Here is a 25,014-nt window from a genome sequence, read left to right as displayed (position 1 = left end):
GACGGCATGGACGAGCGGATGCACGCGGCGGCGGACGGGCGCGAGCGGCACCGGCCCGACGGGTGCCGGCGCGCGCTCAACGAGGCGTACGACACGGCACTGCTGGATCTGGACGGGGTGGTCTACGCCGGCGGCCGGGCCATCGACCACGCCGTGGCGTCCCTGACCACGGCCCGCGAGGGCGGCATGCACCTCGCATACGTGACGAACAACGCGGCCCGCACCCCGCAGGCGGTCGCCGGCCAACTGTCCGGATTCGGCCTTCCGACGACCGCCGAGGATGTGATCACCTCCGCCCAGGCGGTGGCCCGGCTGATCTCCGAGCAGGTGCCGGCCGGCTCCCGGGTGCTGACCATCGGGGGCGAGGGGCTGCGGGTGGCGCTGCGCGAGCGCGGGCTGGTGCCGGTGGCGTCGGCGGACGACGACCCGGCGGCGGTCGTCCAGGGCTACGACCCGACGTTGGACTGGGAGCGGCTGGCCGAGGCCGCGTACGCGGTGCAGCGCGGGGTGCCGTGGTTCGCGTCCAACACCGACCTGACCATCCCCAAGGAGCGCGGGATCGCACCGGGCAACGGTGCGCTGGTGGAGGTGGTGCGGATCGCCGCCGGCGGGGCGCCGCAGGTCGCGGGCAAGCCGCAGCCGCCGATGCACCGCGAGACGGTGCTGCGGACCGGTGCCCGGCGGCCGTTGGTGATCGGCGACCGCCTCGACACGGACATCGAGGGCGCCTGGAACGGCGGGGTGGACTCGCTGCTGGTGCTCACCGGCGTCACCACTGCGGCCGCCCTGCTGGCCGCGCCGCCCGAGCACCGGCCGACGTACGTGGACGCGGACCTGCGCGGGGTGTTGCGCCCGCAGCCGGCGGTGACCGACGACGGCGCCGGCTTCCGCTGCGGGGGCTGGCGGGCGGCGGCGGCCGGGGACGAACTGGTGCTGGACGGCGAGGGGGCGCCGCTGGACGGGCTGCGGGCGCTGTGTGCGGCGGCCTGGACCGCGGCGGGTGCCGGGAGTTGTGCGGCGGACGCGTCCAAGGCGCTGCACCGGCTCGGGATGTGACGGGGCGTTCGTAACGGTCGGGGGTAAGGCGGACCGGTCCCGCCGCGCGGGGCGGCGGGACCGGGACGGGGCGCCGGAGCGGCGGGAGCGGCGGTTCACTCCCGGCCGGCGGCGGCCGCCGCCGCGGTCAGCTCCGCGATCAGGTCCTCCTCGGTGGCGCCGCGCCGCCAGTAGCCGGTGAACTTCACGGCACGACGGTCAAAGCCGCGCTCCCCGACGAGGTGGCGGCGCACCGCCTTGACGCCGCCCGCCTCACCGGCGATCCAGGCGTACGGGGTGCCCTCGGGCAGGTCGGCGGCGCGCAGCGCGTCCAGCACGGGCGCGCCGTGGCCGGCCGCCGCCGGGTCCCGGACGAGCCAGGTGACCTCGGCGTCGGCGAAGGTCGGCAGCGCCTGCCGGTCGGTCTCGTGCCCGACCTCGACCCAGACCTTGGCCACCGTGCCCGGGGAGAGCCAGGACAGGATGCCGGCGATCGCCGGGAGGGCGGTCTCGTCGCCGGTCAGCAGGATCCAGTCGGTGCCGGGCGGGGGCCGGAAGTCCACCCCGCCGTTGTCCTCGACGGCCGGCGCGAGCACGGTCAGCCGGTCGCCCGGTCGGGCCCGCACCGCCCACCGGCTGGCCGGCCCGCCACTGGGCGCGGCCGGGTCGTCGGCGCCGTGCAGCGCGAAGTCCACGTCGAACTCGCTCGGTTCGGGGCGCTGTTCGCGGATCGTGTACGAGCGCATGATCGGGCGCTCGGCCGGGTCCTGGGCCCGCCAGGCGGTGTACCAGCCGTCGCCCGTGTCCGCGAAGACCGGTGCCGCCTGGTGGGCCTGCGGGAGGAACAGCTTGAAGCGCTGGTCCCGGCCGCCGGAGACCAGTTCGTCCAGCCGTTCGCCGGCGAAGGTGATCCGCACCATGGACGGGCCGAGCCGCCGGGTGCGGGCGACCTGGACGTCGAAGAAGCGGAACGGCGCGGCGGTGGGGGCGGCGGTCGCGGTCATTCGGGAACCTCCCGGGACGGTGCGGGCTGGGGTGGGCGGTGCGGGCCCGCGGCGGGGCGGGCCCGGTGGTGCGTCAGGTGACCTTCTTCGCGCGCTCGATGGCCTGCGCGAGCTGCTCCATCAGCGGGGCGGCGCCGGCGTACGAGAAGCGCGGCTCGCTGGACCAGGGGGTGATCTGGCCGGCCTTGACGGCGGGGAGTTCGTTCCAGGACGGCTTGGCGGCCAGGTCCTTGGGCTGGAGGGTGGCGGTCCGGTTGTCCAACAGGAGCACGTCGGCCCGGTACTTGTCGGCGTTCTCCCAGCTGAGGCCCTCGAAGTAGCCGCCCTTGTCGACGTGGTCGGGGACGATCAGGTCCACGCCGAGGGACTTGAAGTACAGGAGGTCCGCGCTGATGCCGGGGTTGGAGGCGTAGAAGAGGTCGGCGCTGCCGGAGCAGGCCAGGACCTTGACGCGGTGGGCGGCGGCGGCCTTGCGCAGGCGCGCGGCGGCCCGTTCGAAGCGGGCCTTGGCGTCGGTGACCTTCTTGGCCTTCAGGTCCGCGCCGAGCGACGCGGCGAACTCGCCGTAGCGCGCGATGATCTGGTCGAGCGGCTTCCGGGACGCGGTGAGCGCCACGGTCTTGGCGAGCTTGGTGATCTTGTCCTTGCTGTCGTCGGGGACGTACCAGAGCGCGCCGGGCTCGTACATGTTGGTGACCAGCAGGTCGGGGGAGAGGCCCGCGTACTTCTCGACGTTGAACTGGTTGTAGCCGTTGCCGATGACGGTGACCTTCTTGACGTCGAGGTCGCCGGCCTGCGGGTCGGGCCTGCCGTTCGCCAAGGTGGTCGGGCCGAAGACGCCGACGATCTGGTCGTCGACGCCGAAGTCGTGCAGGGCCGCGGCGGTGCCGGTGAACGCGACGATCCGGTGCGGCCGGTCGGGCAGCGTGACCTTCTGCGCGCGGTCGTCGGTGAACGACCACGGGCCGCCCCCGCCCCCGCCGGTCGAGCCGCCTGACGCTCCGTTCCCCCCGCAGGCGGCGAGCAGGGCGCCGATGCCGACGGCGCCGCCCGCGGCCAGCACGCCGCGTCGGGACAGGGATACGCTTCGGGGGGTTCGCATGATGGTGGTGCTTCTCTCTGGAGGCGGAGCGCCCCCGACGGGCAGGGTGGACGGGCCGCACCGGAAGAGCCGGTAGATCGACCGCTTGTGAGGGTAGGCTAACCTAACCAGCGTGTTGGTAGACAGTCCCCCCGTTGACAGTTCCCCCGACGCGGCGACGGCCCCCACCGCACCCGGGCGGCGGCCCGGTGCCCGTGCCGCGGGGTTGGGCGCGTCCCTCGTCCTCCTCGCCGCCGTCGCCGTCCTCGGCATCGCCGTCGGCGCCAAGCAGATCCCCCTCGACCAGGTGTGGCACGGCCTCTTCCACCACACCGGTTCCGACACCGACGTGGTCATCCGCGACGTCCGGCTCCCGCGCACCCTCCTCGGGGTGCTGGCCGGCGCCGCCCTCGGCCTCGCCGGCACCGTCATGCAGGCGCTCACCCGCAACCCGCTCGCCGACCCCGGCGTGCTCGGCATCAACGCCGGCGCCTCGGCCGCGGTGGTCTCCGCCATCAGCTTCCTCGGCATCACCTCGCTCTCGGGCTACGTGTGGTTCGCCTTCGCCGGCGCCGCCGTGGTCTCGGTCGCGGTCTACGTCCTGGGCGGCACCCGCAGCGCCACCCCGGTCCGGCTCGCGCTGGCCGGCACCGCGCTGACCGCCGTCCTCACCGGCTACCTCAACGCCGTCAACCTCATGGACTCCGCGGCGCTGGACCGGATGCGCTTTTGGACGGTGGGCTCGCTGGCCAACGCGACCCTGCCCACGGTCACCCGGATCGCGCCGTTCCTCCTGGTCGGCGCGGCGCTCGCGCTGCTGCTCGCCCGCCCGTTGAACGCCGTCGCGCTCGGCGACGACCAGGCGCGCGCCCTGGGCGCCCGGCTGACCCGCACCCGGGTCCTGGCGATGGTCGCGGTGACCCTGCTGTGCGGCGGCGCGACCGCGGTCTGCGGCCCGATCGTCTACGTCGGACTGATGGTGCCGCACGCGGTCCGCGCCCTGACCGGACCCGACCTGCGATGGATCCTGCCGTACTCGGCGGTGCTCTCGCCGGTCCTGCTGGTCGGCGCGGACGTGCTCGGCCGGGTGGTGGCCCGGCCCGGCGAGCTCCAGGTCGGCATCGTCACCGCCGTGATCGGCGGCCCGGTCTTCATCTCCCTCGTCCGACGCCGGCGGATGGCCCAACTGTGACGGGCCGCACGAAGGGAGCACGGCGCGCGCCAACCGGCCCGCAAACGCGCACGAACGAGGAGGAGCAGCAGTGAACGCCACGGTCGAGCCCGGCCCGACGAACGGGGCGGGCCCGCGGGAGCAGGCACCGCCCGGCCGGCGCCGCACCCGCACGGTACGGACCGCGGGCGGCCTCTCGATCCGCCTGGACCTGCGCGCCGTCCTGGCCGGCACGCTGCTGCTGGCCGCCGCACTGGCCGCGGCCGTCGCCCTGATCGGTTCCGGCGACTACCCGATGACGCCGTCGCAGGTGCTGGCCACCCTGACCGGGGGCGGCACCACCGGCCAGCAGTTCATCGTGCACGACCTGCGACTGCCGCGGGTCCTGGTGGGGCTGCTGGTCGGTGCGGCCTTCGGGATCGCCGGCGCGGTCTTCCAGACCGTCTCCCGCAACCCGCTGGGCAGTCCCGACGTCCTCGGCCTCTCCCAGGGGTCGTCGGTCGGCGCGCTGATCGTCCTGGTGTGGTTCCACGGCGGGACGTTCGCGGTGGCCGGCGGCGCGGTCGTCGGCGGGCTGCTCACCGGCCTCGTCATCTTCCTGCTCGCCTGGCAACGCGGCATCCACGGCTACCGCTTCGTCCTCGTCGGCGTCGGCGTCGCCGCCGTGCTCTACGCCGTCGTGCTGTACCTGCTGACGAAGGCCAGCCTCTACGACGCGGCCCGGGCCACCACCTGGATGACCGGTTCGCTCAGCGGCCGCGACTGGAGCCAGGTCTGGCCGATGGCCGCGGTCTGCGCGGTGCTGATCCCGGTCGTGCTGCGCTGCGCGCGGCCGCTGCGGATGCTGGAGATGGGCGACGACGCGGCCGCCGCGCTGGGCGTGGGCACCGAACGGGTCCGGATCACCGCCCTGTTGGCCGCCGTCGTCCTCGTCTCCGCCGGCACCGCCGCGGCCGGCCCGATCTCCTTCGTCGCCCTCACCGCGCCCCAACTCGCCCGCCGGCTCACCGGCGCGCCCGGCCCCAACCTGCTGCCCGCCGCCCTGATGGGCGCCGCCCTGCTGGTCGGCGCCGACTGGGCCGCCCAACTGCTGTTCGGCGCCGACCAACTGCCGGTCGGCGTGCTGACCGGCATCCTCGGCGGCGGCTACCTGCTGTGGCTGCTGGCCACCGAGCGGAAGGCGGGACGGGTGTGAGCGGGCGCAGCGCCACCGTCGCACGCCCCACGACCCCCCGGCGACCCCAGCGAACCGACCACCCCCACCACCCCAGGAGCCCCGCAGTGAGCCGTCTCGCGGCCGAGAACGTCACCCTCGCCTACGACCAGCGGACCATCGCCGAGAACCTCTCGGTCGACATCCCCGACCACTCCTTCACGGTCATCGTCGGCCCCAACGCCTGCGGCAAGTCCACGCTGCTGCGCGCCCTGTCGCGGATGCTCAAGCCGACCACCGGCGCGGTGCTGCTCGACGGCCAGCAGATCTCCGCACTGCCGGCCAAGCAGGTCGCCCGGACGCTGGGCCTGCTGCCGCAGTCCTCGGTCGCCCCGGACGGCATCACCGTCGCCGACCTCGTCGCGCGCGGCCGCTACCCGCACCAGGGACTGCTGCGCCAGTGGTCGGCCGCGGACGAGCGGATTGTCGCGGAGTCGATGACCGCGACGGGCGTGGCCGAACTGGCCGACCGCTACGTCGACGAACTCTCCGGCGGACAGCGGCAGCGGGTCTGGATCGCCATGGCGCTGGCCCAGCAGACCCCGCTGTTCCTGCTCGACGAGCCGACCACCTTCCTCGACATCCAGCACCAGATAGAGGTTCTGGACCTGTGCGCCACCCTCCACGAGGAACAGGGCCGCACCCTGGTCGCGGTGTTGCACGACCTCAACCAGGCGGCCCGCTACGCCACCCACCTGATCGCGATGAAGGACGGCCGGGTGATCGCCGAGGGCGCACCGTCCGAGATCGTCACCGCCGACCTCGTGGGCCGGGTCTTCGGCATCGACTGCCGGATCATCGACGACCCCGAGAGCGGCACCCCGCTGGTCGTCCCGGCCGCCCGCCGGCCCCGGGAGGGTGCCGCGGCACTCAGCACCGCGGCGGCTACAACAGGGTCCTGAGCCGCAGCAGGTCGCGCAGCCCGGCCTCCAGCTTCACCCGGCCGCTGCTCCACGCCCGGGCGAAGTTCAGCCGGCCGTCCACCAGGGCCACCAGGTCGTCGCCGGTCATGGTCAACCGGATCTCGGCCTTCTCCGGCGGCGGCCCGGCGACACAGGTCACGTCCTGCAGACTGCCGTCGGCCAGCCGGCCGACGAAGGTGGTGTCGAGGTCGGTGATGCGGCAGCTGACGGAGCGGTCGAGCGCCGAGGCGCCGCGCACCTCACCGTCCGCCGAGGACAGGTTGTGGGCCAGCCGGTCGAGCGCGGCACGGCACTGGTCGAGAGTTGCCATCGCGCCCGACGATACGCCAGGCCACGGACGGCCGGGGGCGCGCGAGCGAGGTAGCGTCGGGGGCATGGCAGACCCGATGAACGGCCCCGAGCCGGCGGCCCCCCAGGCCCCCGGAGCGCGAGCGACCGCCGTGGCCGCGGAGCCCGCCGAGCCGGCCGGCCCCCGACCGCTCGGGGTGGCGGTGGCCCCCACCGGCCAGCCCGCCGTCGACGCCGGCCTGGCGCGCCTGGCCGAAGCCGACCACCTCCCGGTCAGCGGCCACCTGGGCATGTACGAGGATGTCCACCGTGGACTGCGCGACGTGCTGGCCTCCCTCGACCAGCACTCCGGGCCGCCCGCACCGTCCCCGACGCCCGATCGACCCGGCCGACCCGACCGGCACGACCAGTAGGAGCTGAACCACAGGTGGCAGGAGTGGCACGACGCCGTCTCGACGCGGAGCTGGTGCGCCGCAAGCTGGCCCGCTCGCGGGAGCACGCGAGCCAGCTGATCGCCGCGGGCCGGGTGACCGTCGGCGGGGCGACCGCGACGAAGCCGGCCACCCAGGTGGAGACCAGCGCGGCGGTGGTCGTCCGGGAGGACGGGAGCGACCCCGACTACGTCTCGCGCGGCGGCCACAAGCTCGCCGGCGCGCTCGCCGCCTTCGTCCCGCGCGGCCTGCGCGTCGAGGGCCGGCGGGCGCTGGACGCGGGCGCCTCCACCGGTGGCTTCACCGACGTGCTGCTGCGCGCCGGTGCCGGCCACGTGGTCGCCGTCGATGTCGGCTACGGCCAGCTCGCCTGGCAGTTGCAGAGCGACGACCGGGTCACCGTCAAGGACCGCACCAACGTCCGCGAGCTGACCCTGGACCAGATCGACGACGTCCCCGTCGACCTCGTCGTCGGCGACCTCTCCTTCATCCCGCTGGGCCTGGTGCTGCCCGCGCTCGTCCGCTGCGCGGCGCCCGACGCCGACCTGGTGCTGATGGTCAAGCCGCAGTTCGAGGTCGGCAAGGAGCGGCTGGGCAGCGGCGGCGTGGTGCGCAGCGCCGCACTGCGGGCCGAGGCGGTGCGTGGCGTCGCGGACCGCGCCGCCGGGCTGGGGCTGGGCGTCCTGGGCGTGACCGCGAGCCCGTTGCCCGGGCCCTCGGGCAACGTCGAGTACTTTCTTTGGCTGCGCGCCGGGGCGCCTGCACTCGACCCGGCGGACGTCGACCGTGCAGTGGCGGAGGGGCCCAGTTGACCACTACCCAGGCAGTTGAAGACAGCGCGGCACAGGAGACCGGCCGCGCCGGACGGACCGTGTTCCTGCTCGCGCACACCGGCCGCCCGGCGGCCATCCGCAGTGCCGAACTCGTGGTCCAGGGGCTGCTGCGCAGCGGGATCGGGGTGCGGGTGCTGGACGAGGAGGCCGCGGACCTGCCGCTGCCCGACTCCGTCGAACGCGTCGCGACCGAGCCGTGCGCGGCCGAGGGCTGCGAACTCCTCGTCGTCCTCGGCGGGGACGGCACGCTGCTGCGCGGCGCGGACTTCGCCCGCACGTCCGGGGTGCCGATGCTGGGCGTCAACCTCGGTCGGGTGGGCTTCCTCGCCGAAGCCGAACGGGACGACCTCGACAAGGTCGTCGACCGGGTCGTCACCCGCTCCTACGAGGTCGAGGAGCGGATGACCCTCGACGTCCTGGTCCGCAACAACGGCGCCGTGGTGCACACCGACTGGGCGCTCAACGAGGCGTCCGTGGAGAAGGCCGCCCGTGAGCGGATGCTGGAAGTGGTCACCGAGGTCGACGGCCGGCCGGTCTCCCGCTTCGGCGGCGACGGGGTGGTCTGCGCGACCCCGACCGGCTCGACCGCCTACGCCTTCTCGGCCGGCGGCCCGGTCGTCTGGCCGGAGGTCGAGGCGCTGCTGATGGTCCCGATCAGCGCCCACGCGCTGTTCGCCAAGCCGCTGGTCACCTCCCCGCAGTCGGTGCTGGCCGTGGAGGTCCAGCCCAAGACCCCGCACGGCGTGCTGTGGTGCGACGGCCGGCGCACCGTCGAACTCCCCGCCGGCGCCCGCGTCGAGGTCCGCCGCGGCGCCGTCCCGGTCCGCCTGGCCCGGCTGCACCACGCCTCCTTCACCGACCGTCTGGTCGCCAAGTTCGCGCTCCCGGTGGCCGGTTGGCGGGGCGCGCCGCACTAGGGCGGCGGACGGGCCCGGGCCCCGCTACGCCCCGCCGGGCACCAGCAGCTCCCGGGCCCGGGCCAGGGCGCTGTCGCGCCGGGCGGACAGTTCCGCCTCGGTGAAGACCGGCGTGCGCACGGCCGGCGGGATCCCGGGCCCGTCGAAGGTGCGGCCGTCGGCCGTCAGGAACTCCTCGTTGGGCAGGCCGAAGCTCCAGCCGTTGGGCAGCGTCCGCTCCAGCACGTCGGAGAAGACGCCCTGGGTGGGTTGGCCGATCCGGGTGGGCGCCGGGGAGCGGCCCATCAGGGACTGGGTGAAGGTCTCGCCCGCACTGATCGTCAACGGGCCGGTGAGGACCGCCACCGGCCCGGTGTAGACCGGTCCCCGGTGCGGGTGGACGGTGATCGGCTCCGGCGCGGTGAACCCGCCCGGCCGCCGCGGGTCGTTCCGGGCCCGCTTGCGGTAGGCGAGGTAGGGCCGGTCGGTGAGTCGCGAGGCGATCCGCAGGCCCAGGGCGTCCGAGCCGCCCCCGTTGATCCGCAGGTCCACGACGAGCCCGCGCAGGGCGTCGGGGCCCCGGGTACGGGCCGTGGTGAACACCGCGTCCAGTGCCTGGTCGAGCGCGGCGACGTCGCCCGCGTGCTCGCCCTTCTCGGTGTACCCGGCGAACTGGGTGATCCGGAAGTAGCCGATCCGGCCGGGCAGATCGGCGTAGCGCAGCTTGCCGCCGGCCCACTGCCGCTGCACGGCGTGCGGGCCGAGGGCGGCGGCCACCGCCGCGTCGACCCGGGCGGTGGAGGCGGGGGTGGGCAGCACGGTGCCGGGGCGCTTGCCGGCGAACCAGCGGTCCTCGCCGGCGACGACCCGGGTGTGCGCGTCGTGCAGCGGTTCGATCATCGCGCGCAGTACCGCGAAGAGTTCGGCGTCGGTGGTGGTGGCGGTGACCCGGGGGCGGTAGCGGTCCCGGACCGCGCGCCAGTCGATCCCCTTGGCCCGGAAGAACGGGTAGTTCTCCGCGTACGTCTGCCAGAAGACGTCGAAGACCGCCCGCGGGTCCCGGGCCGGTCGGGCACCGCAGCGCCGCGGCAGCCCACCGGTGCGGTGCAGGGAGCGGTGGCCGACGTCGTCGGCGGCGGACAGCCGGGCCCGGTCCGCGCCCGCGGGCGCGACGGTGAGCGGCGCCCCGTCCGGCACGGTGAAACGGAGCGCGCCGTCCGCGCCGGGGGCACCCGCCTGCCTGCCCGTCACCGCTCCGGGCAGGCAACTGACGGCGGTGGTCTCGTACGTCGTGAGGGTGCCGCCCGCGATCCGGACGAGCGTGCCGTAGCCGTCCGTCCGCCAGACGCCGTCCAGCGCGGGCGCCGCCGCCCGCGCCCCGGCCTGCCGGGCGGCGGCGGTCGGGGCGGCACAGGCCGGGAGCGCGGTCGCCGCGGCCAGGACGGTGGCCAGCAGGACCGTGGTGCGCGGCCGGCGGGCCGGTCGCCGCCCGGTCGGGCGGGGCGTTGCCGGGTCACTCATGGGGGTACCTCGTGGGGTCGGGAGGGCTGCGTGGTGCACGCGGGGGACCGCCGGGCCGGTCCCGGAGGGGAACCGGTGCGGTGTGCTGCCAGCCTGCCGATCGGGCCGGATCGGATGCCATCCGGCGGCCACCCGCCTTCCCGGTGGGGTTTTCCGCAGGTCCGGGGCGTGCGGCGGGTCCTGGCCGGGCACGCGGGCGGCCGGGGCGGGGCGGTGGTGTGGGGGAGGCCGTCGCGGGGCGGCCCCGGGACCTCGTAAGGTCGTACCCGTGTTGGAGGAGATGCGGATCCGGTCCCTGGGTGTCATCGACGACGCCGTCGTCGAGCTGTCCCCGGGCTTCACGGCGGTGACCGGCGAGACCGGCGCGGGCAAGACCATGGTCGTCACCAGCCTCGGCCTGCTGCTCGGCGGGCGCGCGGACCCCGCCCTGGTGCGGATCGGTGCCAAGTCGGCGGTGGTCGAGGGCAGGATCGCCCTCGCGTCCTCGTCGCCGGCCGCAGTCCGGGCCGAGGAGGCCGGCGCGGAGTTGGACGACGGTGCGCTGCTGATCAGTCGCACGGTCTCCGCCGAGGGCCGCTCGCGGGCCCATGTGGGCGGCCGCTCGGTACCGGTGGGGATCCTCGGCGAACTCGCCGACGACCTCGTCGCGGTGCACGGCCAGACCGACCAACAGGGCCTGCTGCGGCCGGCCCGCCAGCGCCAGGCCCTGGACCGCTACGCCGGGGACGCGGTCGCCGGCCCGCTCGCCAAGTACACCGCCGCGCACCGCCGGCTGCGCACCGTCGCCGCCGAACTCGACGAGCTGACCACCCGGGCCCGGGAGCGCGCCCAGGAAGCCGATCTGCTCCGCTTCGGCCTGGACGAGATCGCCGCCACCGAGCCGCTGCCCGGCGAGGACGTCGAACTCGCCGCCGAGGCCGAACGGCTCGGCCACGCCGAGGCGCTGGCCTCCGCCGCGACCGTCGCGCACGCCGCGCTGGCCGGCAACCCCGAGGACCCCGAAGGCATCGACGCCACCACCCTGGTCGCCGGCGCCCACCGCGGTCTGGAGGCGGTCCGCGGCCACGACCAGGAGCTGGCCGCGCTGGCCGACCGGCTCGGTGAACTCGGCATCCTGATGGCCGACGTCGCCACCGAACTCGCCGGCTACGCGGACGGCCTGGACGCCGATCCGCTGCGGCTGGCCGCCGTCGAGGAGCGCCGCGCCGCCCTGAACCACCTCACCCGCAAGTACGGCGAGTACGGCAAGGACACCTCGGCCGTGCTGGCGTGGTCCGAGCAGAGCGCCGCGCGCCTCGCCGAACTCGACGGCGACGACGACCGGATCACCGAGCTGGCCGCCGAGCGCGACGGCCTCCGCGCCGAACTGGGTGAACTGGCCCAGCAGTTGACCGACGCCCGGACCGCGTCCGCGGAGCACTTCGCGGCCGCGGTCACCACCGAACTCGGCGAACTCGCCATGCCGCACGCCCGGGTGAGCGTCGCCATCCGCCAGACCGAGCTGCCCGAGGACGCCGACGACGCCGACGGCATCGAGGTCAACGGCCGCAGCGTCGCGTACGGCCCGGCCGGCGCCGACGAGGTCGAGATCCTGATGGCCCCGCACCCGGGCGCCCCGCCCCGACCGATCGCCAAGGGCGCCTCCGGCGGTGAACTGTCGAGGGTGATGCTCGCCGTGGAGGTCGTCTTCGCCGGCTCGGACCCGGTCCCGACGTACCTCTTCGACGAGGTCGACGCGGGCGTCGGCGGCAAGGCGGCCGTCGAGGTCGGCCGGCGCCTGGCCCGGCTCGCCAAGTCCGCGCAGGTCGTGGTGGTCACCCACCTCCCGCAGGTCGCCGCGTTCGCCGACCGGCAGCTGCTGGTGGAGAAGACCAACGACGGCTCGGTGACCCGCAGCGGCGTCACCGTCCTGGAGGGCGAGGACCGGATCCGCGAGCTGTCCCGGATGCTGGCCGGCCAGGAGGACTCCGAAACGGCCCGCGCGCACGCCGAGGAACTCCTGGAGACCGCCCGCACGGGCACCTAGCGACAACACCCGGCCACCGGGCCGGCGAGGGCTGGCCACCGGGCCGGCGAGGGGGAGCGGGATGAGGGGAACGACCACGGGCGGCGGCACGCCGGTCCGCAGTGCGGCGCTGTTCGCGGCGGCGGGCGCGACCCGGGCCTGCTACGCGGTGCTGCGGCGCCGACCGCCGGGCGGCGCCGCGCGCTGGCAGCGGACGAACCACGCGGGCCGGCCGGTCACCCTGCACGCCGGTCCGGCGGTCGCCCTCGGCACCGCGCTCGCCGCGGCCGGCGCTCCGGGGCTGCCGGCCCGGACCCGCGCGGCGGCGGCGCTGGCCGTCCTGGCCGCCGGCGGCTGCGGGGCCTACGACGACCTCGTCGGCGCCGGGGACCCGCGCCGCGGCTTCCGGGCGCACCTGTCCGCGCTGCGGCACGGCGAGGTCACCAGCGGAGCGGTCAAGCTCTTCGGGATCGGCGCCGCCGGACTCGCCGCCGGCGCCCTGCTCGCGGACCGCCCGGCCGACCGGTTGGTGGCGGGCGTGGTGATCGCCGGCTCGGCCCACCTGGTCAACCTCCTGGACGTCCGCCCGGGCCGGGCCGCGGCGGCCGCCGTCGCGCTGGCGGCGCCGGGCCTGCTGCGCGGTGGACCGGCCGGGGCGCTGTCCGCCGTCCCGCTGGGCGCCGCGGTCGCCTTGGCCCCCGACGACTTCGGGGAGCGCACGATGCTCGGGGACGCCGGCGCGCACGCCCTCGGCGCCGCCCTCGGGCTGGCCGCCGTCGCCGGAGCGGGGCCCCGGGGCGCGCACGGCGCCGGGCGCGGGGGAGGCCGGGCGGGGCTGGCCGTGCACGCTGCCGCGCTGGTCGTCGCGGCGGCCGTCGGGGACCGCATCAGCCGCCTGGCCGGGGCGCGCTGACGGCGCCGACGGCGCGGGCCGGGCACGGCGGTGCGGGCGCGGCGGAAAGAACCGGAGCGACTCGATCCGGACAGTGAAGGACGGGTTCCGGACAGCGCGGTGACGGACCGCAGGGGTGCGTCCACCCCGTTCGGACGGCAATCCGCGCACCCACCAAGTCGCCCATGTGGGTGAATCCATGGATCCGTGGGTGAGACTTCCCACCGGAACGGCGTCCGCACGGTGCCGAATTGACGCCGCCGGACTGGCATCCTGGGCGCGGTGTGCAGCGCCGGGGCACGCCCGCCCCGACCTGCCCGCAGGACCGGGCCGATCCCCCGCCCCGGAACATCGCAGCACCTCGCAGTGCCAAACCGCCCCGCCGGTACGGTACCTACCGCCCCCGACCCAGGAGCCCTACCTCGTGACCAGCCCCCTGACCCCGCCGCACGGGCAGTCGCCGCTGCGCACGGTCCAGGTGCTCGGGCGCGGCGGTGCCGGCAGCGCGGCGCACGTCCGTTCGCTCTCCGAAGGGCTGGTCGCCCGCGGGGTCCGGGTGACCGTGTGCGCCCCGCCGGAGGCCGAGGAGGCGTACGACTTCACCGCGGCCGGTGCCCGGTTCGTGCCGCTCGCCCCGCGGATGGACCCGGCCGGCCTGACCGTGCTGCGCGGCGCCTGCTGGGACGCCGACCTGGTCCACGCGCACGGCCTGCGGGCCGGCCTGCGCGCCTCGGTGGCGCTGCGCGGCCTGCGCGGCCCCCGCGCCTGCGGCCTGGGCGCCGGTGGGTGGGGCCAGGTCCCGCTCGTCATGACCTGGCACACCAAGGCGCACACCGAGGGCGCCCGCGCCGGAATGGTGCACCTGATGGAGCGGCGGGTGGCGCGGGCCGCGGCCGTCGTCCTCGGCGTCTGCTCCGACCTGGTGGACCGGGCGCGCGAGCGGGGTGCCCGGGACGCCCGCCTCGCCCCGGTCGCCGTGCCGCGGGCCCGTTCCGGCCGCGCCGGGCACGCCACCGACCCCGACCGCAGCCGCGACAAGGAGCGCGCCGAACTGGGCGCGGTGGACCGTCCGTTGCTGCTCGCGGTCGGTCGGCTCGACCCGTCCCAGGGCCATGACCTGCTGCTGGACGCGGCGCACGCCTGGTCCGCACTGGACCCCCAGCCGCTGCTCGCGATCGCCGGCGAGGGCGAGCAGCGGGCCGCGCTCCAGCGCCGCATCGACAGCGAGCGGTTGCCCGTCCAGCTCCTCGGCCGCCGCGACGACGTGCCCGAACTCCTCGCCGCCGCCGACCTGGTGGTGCTGCCCAGCAGGTGGGAGGCGCGTTCCCTGATCGCCCAGGAGGCCCTGCGCGCCGGCGTCCCCCTGGTGGCCACCGACACCGGCGGCACCCGCGAACTGGTCGGCAGGGGAGCCGCGTTGGTCCGCTACGGCGACGCCACCGCACTGGCCCGCACGGTCCTGGACCTGCTCGCCGACCCGGTGCGCCGCACCGCACTGGCCACCGCCGGCCGCGTCCAGGCCGCCGGCTGGCCCAGCGAGAACGACACGGTCGCGCAGGTCCTCAGCGTCTACGACGAACTGACCCAGCCGCCGCAGCCGGCGCTACCGGTCTGACCCGGCGCGCGGCCTACCGGTCGGTGTGCCGCCGCGCCCGCAGCGCCAGCCGCAGCCCCAGCACCGTCTGCGGGTCGTCCAGGTCGGTCCCCAGCAGTTGCGCGATCCGCGCCAGCCGGTCGTAGAGCGTCTGCCGGTTGACGTTCAGGTCCCGGGCGGTCTCGGCCTTGCGGCCGGCGCTGGCCAGATAGGCCTCCAGCGTCGGCAGCAGCGGCTGGCGGGCGCCCCGGTCGTGGGCCAGCAGCGGGCCGATGGCGCGCTCCACGAAATCGGTGAGCACCCCCTGCTCGCCGTGCTCCCGCATCCGCCACAGCAGCAGTTCGATGTCCAGGCGGCGGGCGTCGTACCAGGGCGCCTCCGGCAGCCCCTGGGCCGCGGCCGCCGCCTCCGCCGCGTGCCGCAGGCCCGGGCCGGCCGCCGCCCAGTCACCCGCGGTACCGACCACCACCACCGGGCGGTGCGCCGACGGCCGGTCCAGCCCGGCCCGGACCACCCCCGCGCGCAGCGCCTCGGCGACCCGGTCGGCCAGCGCCGCCCGGTCCTGCCCCGCCCGCAGCGCCACCAGCAGCGGCACCCGGCCCTCCACCGGCCGCACGCCGAGCAGCACCGGCACCCCGGGGGCGGCCAGTTCCTCGCGCAGCGCCTGGGCGAGCACCGCCCAGCTGCCGGGGGAGGGCAGCGCGGCCGGCAGCCGCATCACCACCGGCAACACCGCCTCGGCGCCCGGCCGGAAGCCCAGCAGCCGGGCCTGCGCAGGCGCCTCGGACGCGGAGATCCGGCCCTCCGCCAGCTCGGCGAGGAAGTCCCCGCGACCGCGGGCGGCCAGCACCTCCTCCTGCCGGGACTGGAGCATGACCACGGCCAGCAGGTCGGCGGCGCGTTCCGCGGCGAGCCGGTGCACCGGTGCCAGCGGCCCGTTCACCGGGAGCAGCACCAGCCGGGCGCGCACCGCGTCCGGCCCGGGCCCGCCGCCGGGCACGTCGATGCGCAGGCCGGAGTCGCGCAGCCCCTCCCAGGCCAGCAGCGGATCGGCGTCCGCCACGCCGTCGTCGCCCTCGGGCCCGGCGGCGTACAGCGGGCTGCCGTCGGGGGCCTCCAGGCACAGCGGGTTGCCGGTGAAGACGGCGAGCAGCCGCAGCACCTCCGGTGCGCCACCGCCCCGCAGCAGCACGTCGGTGCAGCGCCGCAGCAGCTCGTCGGCGCGCCGCAGCAGGGTGTAGTGGCTGTTGATGATCTCGGTGTGGATCTCCTCGGTGACCGTGACGTACGGGACCTCGCGGTGCAGCTGGATCAGCGGCAGCCCGCAGTCCCGCGCGGCGTCGACCAGTGCCACGGGCAGCGCGTCGAACCGCGAGCCCAGCTCCACGACCAGGGCGGCGACGTCCCGGTCGGCGAGCTTGCGGATGAAGGCGCGCTGTTCGGACGGCCGGGTGCCCACCCCCAGCCCGGTGGTCAGCAGCAGCTCGCCGCCCTTGAGCAGCGAGGCGATGTGCGGGACCTCGCCGGCGTGCACCCAGCGCACCGAGCGCCCCAACCGGCCCTCGCCGGCCAGCACCTCCGGCAGGCCGCGCCGCAGCGCCGGCAGCTCCAGCGCCCGGCGTACCGTGACGTCGGCTTCGATCTTCCCGTGCGGCCCCATGCCGGAACGCTACCGCGCGTACGGCTATCCGGAGGAATGCGATCCGGATAGCGCCCGCCGGTCCACCGGGACGGCTCGCGCACCCCCTCCGCCCCTCCGCTCAACTCCTTTCCCTGGTCGCACACTTGACGTTGACCGGGGTGCCTGGGCAGGGTGCTTGGACCGTACCAACGAGAGCGCTCACCCCACCCCCCACAAGGAGCCGCCTCATGATCTCCCGTCGCACCCTGCTCGGCGGGCTCGCCGCCGGTGCCGCCACCGCCGCCGTCGCCGGCCGGGCCATCGGCGCCCCCACCGCCCGCGCGGCCGGCACCCTCCCGCTGCACCTGGTCAACAAGTCCGGCGCCTACGCCAACGGCTCGGTCTGGATCTACATCCTGGGCAACGACGGCACCCAGCAGGTCAGGGTCACCCCGGACGGGAAGCTCGCCCCCGTCGCGGTCGCCGACAACGGCCCGGACGGCTTCACCGACTACGCCATACCGCTCGCCGCCACCGGCACCACCACCGTCCAGCTGCCCCCGATGTCCGGCCGGATCTACACCAGCCTGGGCGCCAAGCTCAAGATCAAGGCGGTCGCCGACGGCAACGGCAAGCCCGCCCTCGCCTACCCCGCGGGCTGGGTCGCCTCCGACCCCAACTACGACGTGCTGCACGACTGCGCGGAGTTCACCTACAACTCCGGCGGGATGTTCTGCAACACCACCATGGTCGACATGTTCAGCGTCCCGCTCGCCCTCCACCTCACCGGCAGCGGCGACCAGACCACCGGCACCCTCAAGGACGGCGCCCGGGCCCGGATCTTCTCCGAGGTCAAGGCCGCCGCCGGCTTCGACCGCCTGGTCGTCGACGACCGGCGGGTGATCGCCCCCGGCCACGGCCTGGACAGCGGCCTGTTCGCCGCCGACTACTTCGCCCCCGCCGTCGACGCCGCCTGGTCCGCCTACGCCGGCAAGGACCTGACCGTCACCACCAACGCCGGCGCCTTCACCGGCCGGGTCAGCGGCGACCAACTCACCTTCACCGGCCCCCAGGGCCGCGGGGCCCGCTCGGCGGCCCCGGCCGGCCCGATCGCCTTCGGCAAACCGTCCACCCGCGACGTGCTCTTCTGCGACGGCGTCCTGGCCGCCCCCAACGACGGCGTCCGCGGCCCGCTGGCCGCCGTCCTCGGCGCCGCCCTCAACCGCTCCACCCTGGCGACCCACCCCGCCCAGCCGGTCACCGACCCGGCCGCCTTCTACCAGCAGCAGGTCACCAACCACTACGCCCGCGTCATGCACGGCGCCACCCAGGACGGCAAGGCGTACGGCTTCGCCTTCGACGACGTCGCCGGCTTCGCCTCCTACGTCGAGGACCACGCCCCCAAGGAGCTCACCCTCACCCTGACGCCCTTCTAGGGACGCCGGCCGGCCGCCGACCGCCCCCGGAGGACCTCCGGGGGCGTGGTGCCCCGCAGGGCGTCACCCCCCGTAGGCCCCGCTCGCGGTCAGCCGCAGCGCCGTGTCGATCAGCGGAACGTGGCTGAACGCCTGCGGGAAGTTCCCCACCTGCCGCTGGAGCCGGGAGTCCCACTCCTCGGCGAGCAGCCCCAGGTCGTTGCGGAGCGAGAGCAGCTTCTCGAACAGCTTGCGGGCCTCCTCCACCCGGCCGATCATCGCCAGGTCGTCGGCCAGCCAGAACGAACAGGCCAGGAACGCCCCCTCGTCGCCTTCGAGGCCGTCCACCCCGAGCCCCTCGCCGGACGTCGGGTAGCGCAGCACGAACCCGTCCTCGGTGGACAGCTCCCGCTGGATCGCCTCGATGGTGCCGATGACCCGCTTGTCGTCCGGCGGCAGGAACCCGACCTGCGGGATCAGCAGCAGCGACGCGTCCAGCTCCTGCGAGCCGTAGGACTGGGTGAAGGTGTTCCGCTCCTTGTCGTAGCCCTTCTCGCAGACGTCCCGGTGGATGGTCTCCCGCAGGTCCTTCCACCGGTCCAGCGGGCCGTCCACGTCCCCGGACTCGATCAGCTTCACCGTGCGGTCGACCGCGACCCAGGTCATGACCTTGGAGTGCACGAAGTGCCGGCGCGGCCCGCGCACCTCCCAGATGCCCTCGTCGGGCTCGTCCCAGTGCTTCTCCACCCACTCGATCAGCTTGATCTGGAGCAGCGAGGCGTAGTCGTTGCGGGCCAGCCCGGTCATGTGCGCCAGGTGCAGCGCCTCGGTGACCTCGCCGTAGACGTCCAGCTGGAGCTGGCCGGCGGCGCCGTTGCCGACCCGCACCGGCCGCGAATCCTCGTACCCGGGCAGCCACTTGAGCTCGGTCTCGCCCAGCTCCCGCTCACCGGCGATGCCGTACATGATCTGGAGGTTCTCCGGGTCGCCGGCCACCGCCCGCAGCAGCCACTCGCGCCAGGCCCGGGCCTCCTCGCGGTAGCCGGTGCGCAGCAGCGACGACAGGGTGATCGCCGCGTCCCGCAACCAGGTGAAGCGGTAGTCCCAGTTGCGGATCCCGCCGACGCACTCCGGCAGCGACGTCGTCGGCGCCGCCACGATCCCGCCGGTCGGCGCGTACGTCAGGGCCTTCAGCGTGATCAGCGAGCGCACCACCGCGTCCCGGTAGGGCCCGTGGTACGTGCAGTGCTCGACCCACTCCTGCCAGAACTCCTCGGTCGCCTCCAGCGACGCCTCCGGGTCCGCCAGGGCCGGCGGCTCGTGGTGCGAGGGCTGCCAACTGATCGTGAACGCGATCCGCTCGCCCGGCGACACCGTGAAGTCGGAGTACGTCGTCAGGTCCTTGCCGTAGGTCTCCGCCGAGGTGTCCAGCCACACCGAGTCGGGCCCGGCGACCGCGACGGTGCGCCCGTCGACCTTGTGCACCCACGGCACCACCCAGCCGTACGCGAACCGCATCCGCAGCTCCGACCGCATCGGCACCCGGCCGCTGACGCCCTCCACGATCCGGATCACCTGCGGCACGCCGTCCCGCGGCGGCATGAAGTCGATCACCCGGACGGTACCGCGCGGAGTGTCCCACTCGGACTCCAGGACGAGTGAATCCCCGCGGTAGCGCCGCCGGTCCGCGGCCCGCGGGACCTCCCCGCCGATCGGCCCCATCCGCCAGAAGCCGTGCTCCTCGGTGCCGAGCAGCCCCGCGAACACCGCCGGCGAGTCGAAACGGGGCAGGCACAGCCAGTCGACCGTGCCGTCCCGGCACACGAGAGCGGCGGTCTGCATATCACCGACAAGTGCGTAGTCCTCGATGCGCCCGGCCACGTGCATCTCCCGTCGAACTGGAGTCACGCCCCCCATGGGACGTTGTGTGCTGTCCGTCCTGCCCATGAAACGTCGCCGAGCAGCGGGACCGGGAAACGGGCTGGGGGCACTCCCCCAGCTGGCACCGGGGCCCCACCCAGCGGTGAGCTGGGGGAGAGTGGTGCCTTCCCGGACGGCTCGCAGCGAGTGTCCGAGCAGGATACGACGCAGGGGGGTGCTCCGCGCGACGCTCACGTCGAGTGGGGGTGGTCCGAACGGGTGGCCTGGGCGAGGACGCCTTCCGGTGCGTGGCCGGACGCGACCATGTCCGGTCGCTGATAGCCTGGTATCCCGTGGACCGGTGGGACCCAACGGAAGTACGGCACCCCCGAACCGCAGCGACGGCGCCCCTCAAAACCGGCGTCCCTCGCACCTCTCCACCTCGCGACCACGGGAGCCCCCTCTTGGCCATGCCGCCCTCTGCTTCTCGAAAGAACGCAGCCACGACGACCAAGCACCTCTTCGTCACCGGGGGCGTCGCCTCCTCGCTCGGCAAGGGGCTCACCGCCTCCAGCCTGGGTGCTCTCCTGAAGGCGCGCGGCCTGCGGGTCACGATGCAGAAGCTCGACCCGTACCTGAACGTCGACCCCGGGACGATGAACCCGTTCCAGCACGGTGAGGTCTTCGTCACCAACGACGGTGCCGAGACCGACCTGGACATCGGCCACTACGAGCGCTTCCTCGACGTCGACCTCGACGGCTCGGCGAACGTCACCACCGGCCAGGTCTACAACACCGTGATCGCCAAGGAGCGGCGCGGCGAGTACCTCGGTGACACCGTCCAGGTCATCCCGCACATCACCAACGAGATCAAGCACCGCATCCGGCGGCTGGCCACCGACGACGTCGACGTGGTCATCACCGAGGTCGGCGGCACGGTCGGCGACATCGAGTCGCTGCCGTTCCTGGAGACCGTCCGCCAGGTCCGCCACGAGGTGGGCCGGGACAACGTCTTCGTCGTGCACATCTCGCTGCTGCCCTACATCGGCCCGTCCGGTGAGCTGAAGACCAAGCCGACCCAGCACTCGGTCGCGGCCCTGCGCAACATCGGCATCCAGCCCGACGCGATCGTGCTGCGCGCCGACCGCGAGGTGCCCACCGCCATCAAGCGCAAGATCTCGCTGATGTGCGACGTCGACGAGGCCGCGGTCATCGCCTGCCCGGACGCCCCGTCGATCTACGACATCCCCAAGGTCGTGCACGCCGAGGGCCTGGACGCCTACGTCGTCCGCAAGCTGGACCTGCCGTTCCGGGACGTGGACTGGACCCAGTGGGCGGACCTGCTCGACCGGGTCCACAACCCGTCGCACGAGGTCAAGGTCGCGCTGGTCGGCAAGTACATCGACCTGCCCGACGCCTACCTCTCGGTGACCGAGGCGCTGCGCGCCGGCGGCTTCGCCAACAAGGCCCGCGTCAAGATCAAGTGGGTCACCTCCGACGACTGCAAGACCCCGGCCGGTGCCCGTGCGCAGCTCGCCGACTGCGACGCGATCTGCGTCCCCGGCGGCTTCGGCGACCGCGGCGTGGACGGCAAGGTCGGCGCGATCACCTACGCCCGGGAGAACAAGCTCCCGCTGCTCGGCCTCTGCCTGGGCCTGCAGTGCGTGGTGATCGAGGCGGCCCGCAACCTCGCCGGCATCGAGGGCGCCAACTCCACCGAGTTCGACCCGGCCGCCACCGACCCGGTGATCTCCACCATGGCCGAGCAGATGGACATCGTCGCCGGCGAGGGCGACATGGGCGGCACCATGCGCCTGGGCATGTACCCGGCCAAGCTCGCCGAGGGCTCCATCGTCCGCGAGGTCTACGCCGGCGAGCCCTACGTCGAGGAGCGCCACCGCCACCGCTACGAGGTCAACAACGCCTACCGCGGTGAGCTGGAGAAGAAGGCGGGCCTGCTGTTCTCCGGCACCTCCCCGGACAACAAGCTGGTCGAGTACGTCGAGTACCCGCGCGAGGTCCACCCCTACCTGGTCGCCACCCAGGCGCACCCGGAGCTGCGGTCCCGCCCGACCCGCCCGCACCCGCTCTTCGCCGGTCTGGTGAAGGCCGCCGTCGAGCGCCAGGAAGCAGCGCGGGAGGCGGGCGCCAAGAAGTAGGCGCCGGCCCGCCGGTTACGGTTGCCGGGGTACGGCCTCCTCAAGCGGGAGGCGGTACCCCGGTTTCGCGTTGGCACAGCTATCCCCAGGAGGACGCGCATGGCGATCAAGGACACCGCGGTGGAGTGGACGGTCACCGGGACCACCACGCCGTTCACCGGGGCCAAGACGAGCGTGCGCACCGACCACGTCGTCATGCCGGACGGGTCCACCGTCAGCCGCGACTACCAGGTGCACCCGGGCTCGGTGGCGGTCCTCGCCCTCGACGAGGCCGACCGGGTCCTGGTGCTGCACCAGTACCGCCACCCGGTGCGGCAGAAGCTGTGGGAGATCCCCGCCGGGCTGCTCGACGTCCCCGGGGAGAACCCGCTGCACGCCGCACAGCGCGAGCTGTACGAGGAGGCGCACGTCAAGGCCGAGGACTGGCGGGTGCTCGCCGACGTCTACACCACCCCCGGCGGCAGCGACGAGGCGGTGCGGATCTTCTTCGCGCGCGGGCTGTCCGAGGTTGACGGCGAGCGTTTCGAGGTCTCCGAGGAGGAGGCCGACATGGAGCTGGCGCGGGTTCCGGTGGACGAGCTGGTCCGCGGCGCCCTCGCCGGCGAGCTGCACAACAACTGCCTGGTCGTCGGCGTGCTGGCGCTCGTCGCGGCGCGGGCCGGCGACGGCCTGGACGCCCTCCGGCCGGCCGACGCGCCCTGGCCGGCCCGCCCCTTCCGCGCCTGACGCCGGGGCGGGCGCCGCCGCCCGCCCCGTTCCGCTCCCGGTCGGATGGTCCGCCGATCCGATCGAGTGACCCAACAGTCCTGCTCCGCAGGGGACGTGACGGGTCGTGAACTACGCTCGACAGGGTTCCCGTACGCGTCCGCGACGGGAACGTGGAGCGCGGGCGGACGGGAGCGTGACCGGTGACGGACCAGGTGGTGGGCGGGGGACACCGCGCGCCGGAGGCGGCGCGTGGGTCCACTGCGGCGGACCGGCCAGGGACCCTGCCCCGCCAGGACGGCGCCACCCGTTCCGCACTCCCCGGGTTCGCCGGCCGCCGCCACGAACTCAAGGCGCTGCGCACCGACATCCGACGGGCCGGCCTGGACACCCTCACCGGCCGTCGGGGCGCCCGCAGCCGGGTGCTGCTGATCGCCGGCCGCCCCGGCTCCGGCCGCACCACCCTGGCCGAGGCGCTGCTGCGGGAGACCGCGGACGAGTACCCCGACGGGGTGCTGCGTGCCGTCCTGACCGGCCGGGACGGCGCCCCCGTCGGCCTCGACCGGACCGCCCGCGACCTGCTCGCCGCGCTGGGCACCGACGCCCCGCCGGGCGCCGACGAGGACGAGCTGGCCGAGGCGGTCCGCACGGCACTGGCCGACCGGCGGACGGTGCTCCTGCTGGACGACGCGCCGGGCGCCGAGGACGTCGAACCGCTGATCCCGGACGCCCCGGACTGCCTGGTCGTGGTGGTCTCGCAGGGCCCGCTGACCGGCATCTCGGACGTCCGCCCCTGCGTCCTGGGCGGCCTCGACACCGCGGCCGCCGTCGAGGTGCTGTGCCACTACGCGGGGCCGACCCGGGTCACCGTCGACCCGCGGACCGCGGAGGCCGTCGCGCAGGAGTCGGGCGGTCAGCCGGCGGCGCTGATACTGGCGGGTGCCTGGCTCGCCGCCCGCCCCAAGCTCTCCGTCGCCGATCTGCGCCAGGCGCTGCTCGCCGTCCCCCTGCCGCCGGACCTGCCGGCCGGCGCCCACCCCCTGCACCGCGCCTTCCGCCTCACCTACGACGCGCTGCCGCAGGCCGCCGCCCGGATACTGCGACTGGCCACCCTCGCCCCGGACGGCCTGGTGGACCCGCACACCGCTGCCGCGCTGGGCGGCTGCACGGTCCCGGCCGCCGCCACGGTCCTGCACGACTTCGTCGCCCTCGGCCTGCTGCGACCGCTGTCCGAGGACGACGGTCCGGCCGCCCCGCCCGCGGACGCGGCGATCGGCCCCCGGTACCGGCTCCCCGGCTGCCTGGTCCCGCTCTCCCGGGACCTGCTCCGGGAGCAGGAACGACCGGCCGACGTCCAACTCGCCCGCGCCCGGATGTTGGAGCGGACCGTCCGGCTGCTCCAGTCCTGCCGGGCCGCCGCGGAGCCGGAGGGCTCGCCGTCCCGGCGCAAGGCCGGCGAACTGCCCCGCTCGTTGCGCTTCGGCAGCCGGGCCGCCGCCGCGCACTGGCTGCGCACCCGCCGCGGCGCCCTGTTGGACGCCGCCCGGATGGCCGTCGAAGACGGTCAACTCGACACGCTGGACCGGCGGTTGATCTCCGCGCTGACCCGCGCGCTGCTCGCCCACCACGGCCCCGAGCGGGCCGCGCCCGACCTCTACACCCTGCACGCGCTGGTCCTCCGGGTCGCCGAGCGCCGGCCGTTGCCGCGCGAACGGGCCGCCGCCCTGCTCAACCTCGGCGACCTGGACGCCGGTGCCGACCGGAAGGAGCAGGCGCTGACCCGGTACCGGGGGGCGCTGGAGGCGGCACGTTCGGTGAAGGACCCGGTGGCCACCGGTCGGGCGCTGGAGTCGCTGGGCGACACCTACGGCGAGCTGGGCGACTGGGTCCGTGCCGCCGACTGGTACGGGCGGGCGTTGGAACTGCGGCTGGGCCGGGGCGAGCGGGCCGACGCGGCGCGGCTGCACGCCCGGATCGGTGCCGCGCACGGCGCAGCGGGCCGTTACGAGCAGGCCCTCAAGGACTGCCGGGCCGCCGCCCGGGCCTTCCGCAGGCTCGGTGATTCCGCAGGTCAGGCGCGTGCGGCGGAGGCAACGGCCGGGGTCCACGAGCACGCTGGGGAGCTGGATGCGGCGCTGCGCAGCCGCCTGGAGGCGCTCGATTTCGCCCGTGCGGCGAACGACACACTCCTGGAAGTCCGCCTCCAGCTGCGGATTGCGGAGATCCTCGACCGGCTCGGCGACCCAGCAGCGGCACGGCTCCACCGGGCGGCGGGGGAGCGGAGGCAACGGGAGGCGCTCGACTGACCTACGAAATCGGTAGTGCTCTTCCGGAAAATGGGCCCTTTGCAAGGCTAGACAACGCGAG

General features: G+C 75.0%; 20 protein-coding genes. 14 read left to right on the top strand and 6 right to left on the bottom strand.

Features of this window, described 5'->3' with window-relative positions; translation table 11 throughout:
• Nucleotides 1-6 precede the first annotated feature (6 nt).
• Nucleotides 7-1,056 (top strand): HAD-IIA family hydrolase, encoded by a 1,050-nt coding sequence (locus ABD385_RS21370; protein WP_425585446.1) that lies wholly within the window; start codon nt 7-9, stop codon nt 1,054-1,056.
• A gap of 95 nt (nt 1,057-1,151) precedes the next feature.
• Here ABD385_RS21370 and ABD385_RS21365 read toward each other — a convergent pair whose 3' ends face one another.
• Together ABD385_RS21365 and ABD385_RS21360 are read right to left on the bottom strand one after the other, a co-directional pair.
• A complete protein-coding gene (locus ABD385_RS21365) occupies nt 1,152-2,039 on the bottom strand; it encodes a siderophore-interacting protein (protein ID WP_344578501.1) in 888 nt (295 codons plus the stop codon).
• Nucleotides 2,040-2,112: 73 nt separating this feature from the next.
• Nucleotides 2,113-3,141 carry an ABC transporter substrate-binding protein gene (locus ABD385_RS21360; protein WP_344578500.1) on the bottom strand — a complete coding sequence of 343 codons (1,029 nt, stop codon included), beginning with the start codon at nt 3,139-3,141 and terminating at the stop codon, nt 2,113-2,115.
• A 112-nt stretch (nt 3,142-3,253) separates the two neighbouring features.
• On the opposite strand from ABD385_RS21360, the gene ABD385_RS21355 reads away from it, so the two are divergent.
• The 3 genes from ABD385_RS21355 (at nt 3,254) to ABD385_RS21345 (ending at nt 6,406) form a co-directional block, all read left to right on the top strand.
• Nucleotides 3,254-4,312 carry a FecCD family ABC transporter permease gene (locus tag ABD385_RS21355; protein WP_344578499.1) on the top strand — a complete coding sequence of 353 codons (1,059 nt, stop codon included), beginning with the start codon at nt 3,254-3,256 and terminating at the stop codon, nt 4,310-4,312.
• A 70-nt stretch (nt 4,313-4,382) separates the two neighbouring features.
• Nucleotides 4,383-5,486 carry a FecCD family ABC transporter permease gene (locus ABD385_RS21350; RefSeq protein WP_344578497.1) on the top strand — a complete coding sequence of 368 codons (1,104 nt, stop codon included), beginning with the start codon at nt 4,383-4,385 and terminating at the stop codon, nt 5,484-5,486.
• Between the two features lie 86 nt (nt 5,487-5,572).
• Nucleotides 5,573-6,406, top strand: coding sequence for an ABC transporter ATP-binding protein (locus ABD385_RS21345; RefSeq protein WP_344578496.1), 834 nt, complete (start codon nt 5,573-5,575; stop codon nt 6,404-6,406).
• Here ABD385_RS21345 and ABD385_RS21340 read toward each other — a convergent pair.
• Nucleotides 6,390-6,737 (bottom strand): SCP2 sterol-binding domain-containing protein, encoded by a 348-nt coding sequence (locus ABD385_RS21340; protein ID WP_344578494.1) that lies wholly within the window; start codon nt 6,735-6,737, stop codon nt 6,390-6,392. The genes ABD385_RS21345 and ABD385_RS21340 overlap by 17 nt on opposite strands.
• 64 nt (nt 6,738-6,801) lie before the next feature.
• On the opposite strand from ABD385_RS21340, the gene ABD385_RS21335 reads away from it, so the two are divergent.
• From ABD385_RS21335 to ABD385_RS21325, 3 genes are read left to right on the top strand one after another with little or no spacing between them, the layout of a single operon-like run.
• A complete protein-coding gene (locus ABD385_RS21335) occupies nt 6,802-7,128 on the top strand; it encodes a hypothetical protein (RefSeq protein ID WP_344578491.1) in 327 nt (108 codons plus the stop codon).
• Between the two features lie 14 nt (nt 7,129-7,142).
• Nucleotides 7,143-7,958, top strand: coding sequence for a TlyA family RNA methyltransferase (locus tag ABD385_RS21330; protein ID WP_344578490.1), 816 nt, complete (start codon nt 7,143-7,145; stop codon nt 7,956-7,958).
• Between the two features lie 59 nt (nt 7,959-8,017).
• The gene (locus tag ABD385_RS21325; protein WP_016579030.1) at nt 8,018-8,896 is read left to right on the top strand and encodes an NAD kinase; all 879 of its coding nucleotides are present in this window, start codon (nt 8,018-8,020) and stop codon (nt 8,894-8,896) included.
• 24 nt (nt 8,897-8,920) lie between these two features.
• Here ABD385_RS21325 and ABD385_RS21320 read toward each other — a convergent pair whose 3' ends face one another.
• The gene (locus tag ABD385_RS21320) at nt 8,921-10,396 is read right to left on the bottom strand and encodes a S41 family peptidase (protein ID WP_344578489.1); all 1,476 of its coding nucleotides are present in this window, start codon (nt 10,394-10,396) and stop codon (nt 8,921-8,923) included.
• 280 nt (nt 10,397-10,676) lie between these two features.
• Here ABD385_RS21320 and recN point away from each other — a divergent pair, with 280 nt between their 5' ends.
• The 3 genes from recN (at nt 10,677) to ABD385_RS21305 (ending at nt 14,908) form a co-directional block, all read left to right on the top strand.
• Entirely contained in the window at nt 10,677-12,422 is a 1,746-nt protein-coding gene (recN, locus tag ABD385_RS21315; RefSeq protein ID WP_344578530.1) for a DNA repair protein RecN, read from the top strand.
• 61 nt (nt 12,423-12,483) lie between these two features.
• Nucleotides 12,484-13,314, top strand: a complete 831-nt coding sequence (locus ABD385_RS21310; RefSeq protein WP_344578486.1) for a hypothetical protein — start codon at nt 12,484-12,486, stop codon at nt 13,312-13,314.
• A gap of 403 nt (nt 13,315-13,717) precedes the next feature.
• Complete coding sequence (locus tag ABD385_RS21305) at nt 13,718-14,908, top strand: glycosyltransferase family 4 protein (protein ID WP_344578483.1); 1,191 nt, start codon at nt 13,718-13,720, stop codon at nt 14,906-14,908.
• 13 nt (nt 14,909-14,921) lie between these two features.
• Here ABD385_RS21305 and ABD385_RS21300 read toward each other — a convergent pair whose 3' ends face one another.
• A complete protein-coding gene (locus ABD385_RS21300) occupies nt 14,922-16,547 on the bottom strand; it encodes a PucR family transcriptional regulator (RefSeq protein WP_344578480.1) in 1,626 nt (541 codons plus the stop codon).
• A gap of 209 nt (nt 16,548-16,756) precedes the next feature.
• On the opposite strand from ABD385_RS21300, the gene ABD385_RS21295 reads away from it, so the two are divergent.
• On the top strand, nt 16,757-17,944 hold the full coding sequence (locus tag ABD385_RS21295) for a beta-1,3-glucanase family protein (RefSeq protein ID WP_344578477.1): 1,188 nt from the start codon (nt 16,757-16,759) through the stop codon (nt 17,942-17,944).
• A gap of 63 nt (nt 17,945-18,007) precedes the next feature.
• Here ABD385_RS21295 and ABD385_RS21290 read toward each other — a convergent pair whose 3' ends face one another.
• The gene (locus ABD385_RS21290) at nt 18,008-19,810 is read right to left on the bottom strand and encodes a glycoside hydrolase family 15 protein (RefSeq protein ID WP_344578528.1); all 1,803 of its coding nucleotides are present in this window, start codon (nt 19,808-19,810) and stop codon (nt 18,008-18,010) included.
• Nucleotides 19,811-20,253: 443 nt separating this feature from the next.
• Between ABD385_RS21290 and pyrG the strand changes: the two genes are divergently transcribed.
• From pyrG to ABD385_RS21275, 3 genes are all read left to right on the top strand, one after another.
• Nucleotides 20,254-21,942 (top strand): CTP synthase, encoded by a 1,689-nt coding sequence (pyrG, locus tag ABD385_RS21285; RefSeq protein WP_344578475.1) that lies wholly within the window; start codon nt 20,254-20,256, stop codon nt 21,940-21,942.
• Between the two features lie 99 nt (nt 21,943-22,041).
• Nucleotides 22,042-22,668 (top strand): NUDIX domain-containing protein, encoded by a 627-nt coding sequence (locus ABD385_RS21280; protein ID WP_344578473.1) that lies wholly within the window; start codon nt 22,042-22,044, stop codon nt 22,666-22,668.
• 182 nt (nt 22,669-22,850) lie between these two features.
• Nucleotides 22,851-24,953: a tetratricopeptide repeat protein gene (locus ABD385_RS21275; RefSeq protein ID WP_344578470.1), complete on the top strand. Its 2,103-nt coding sequence runs from the start codon at nt 22,851-22,853 to the stop codon at nt 24,951-24,953.
• Nucleotides 24,954-25,014: the final 61 nt, after the last annotated feature.

The sequence above is a fragment of the Streptomyces lunalinharesii genome (assembly GCF_039532155.1).
GTDB lineage: Bacteria > Actinomycetota > Actinomycetes > Streptomycetales > Streptomycetaceae > Streptomyces > Streptomyces lunalinharesii.
This window is presented reverse-complemented; position numbering and strand designations above follow the sequence as displayed.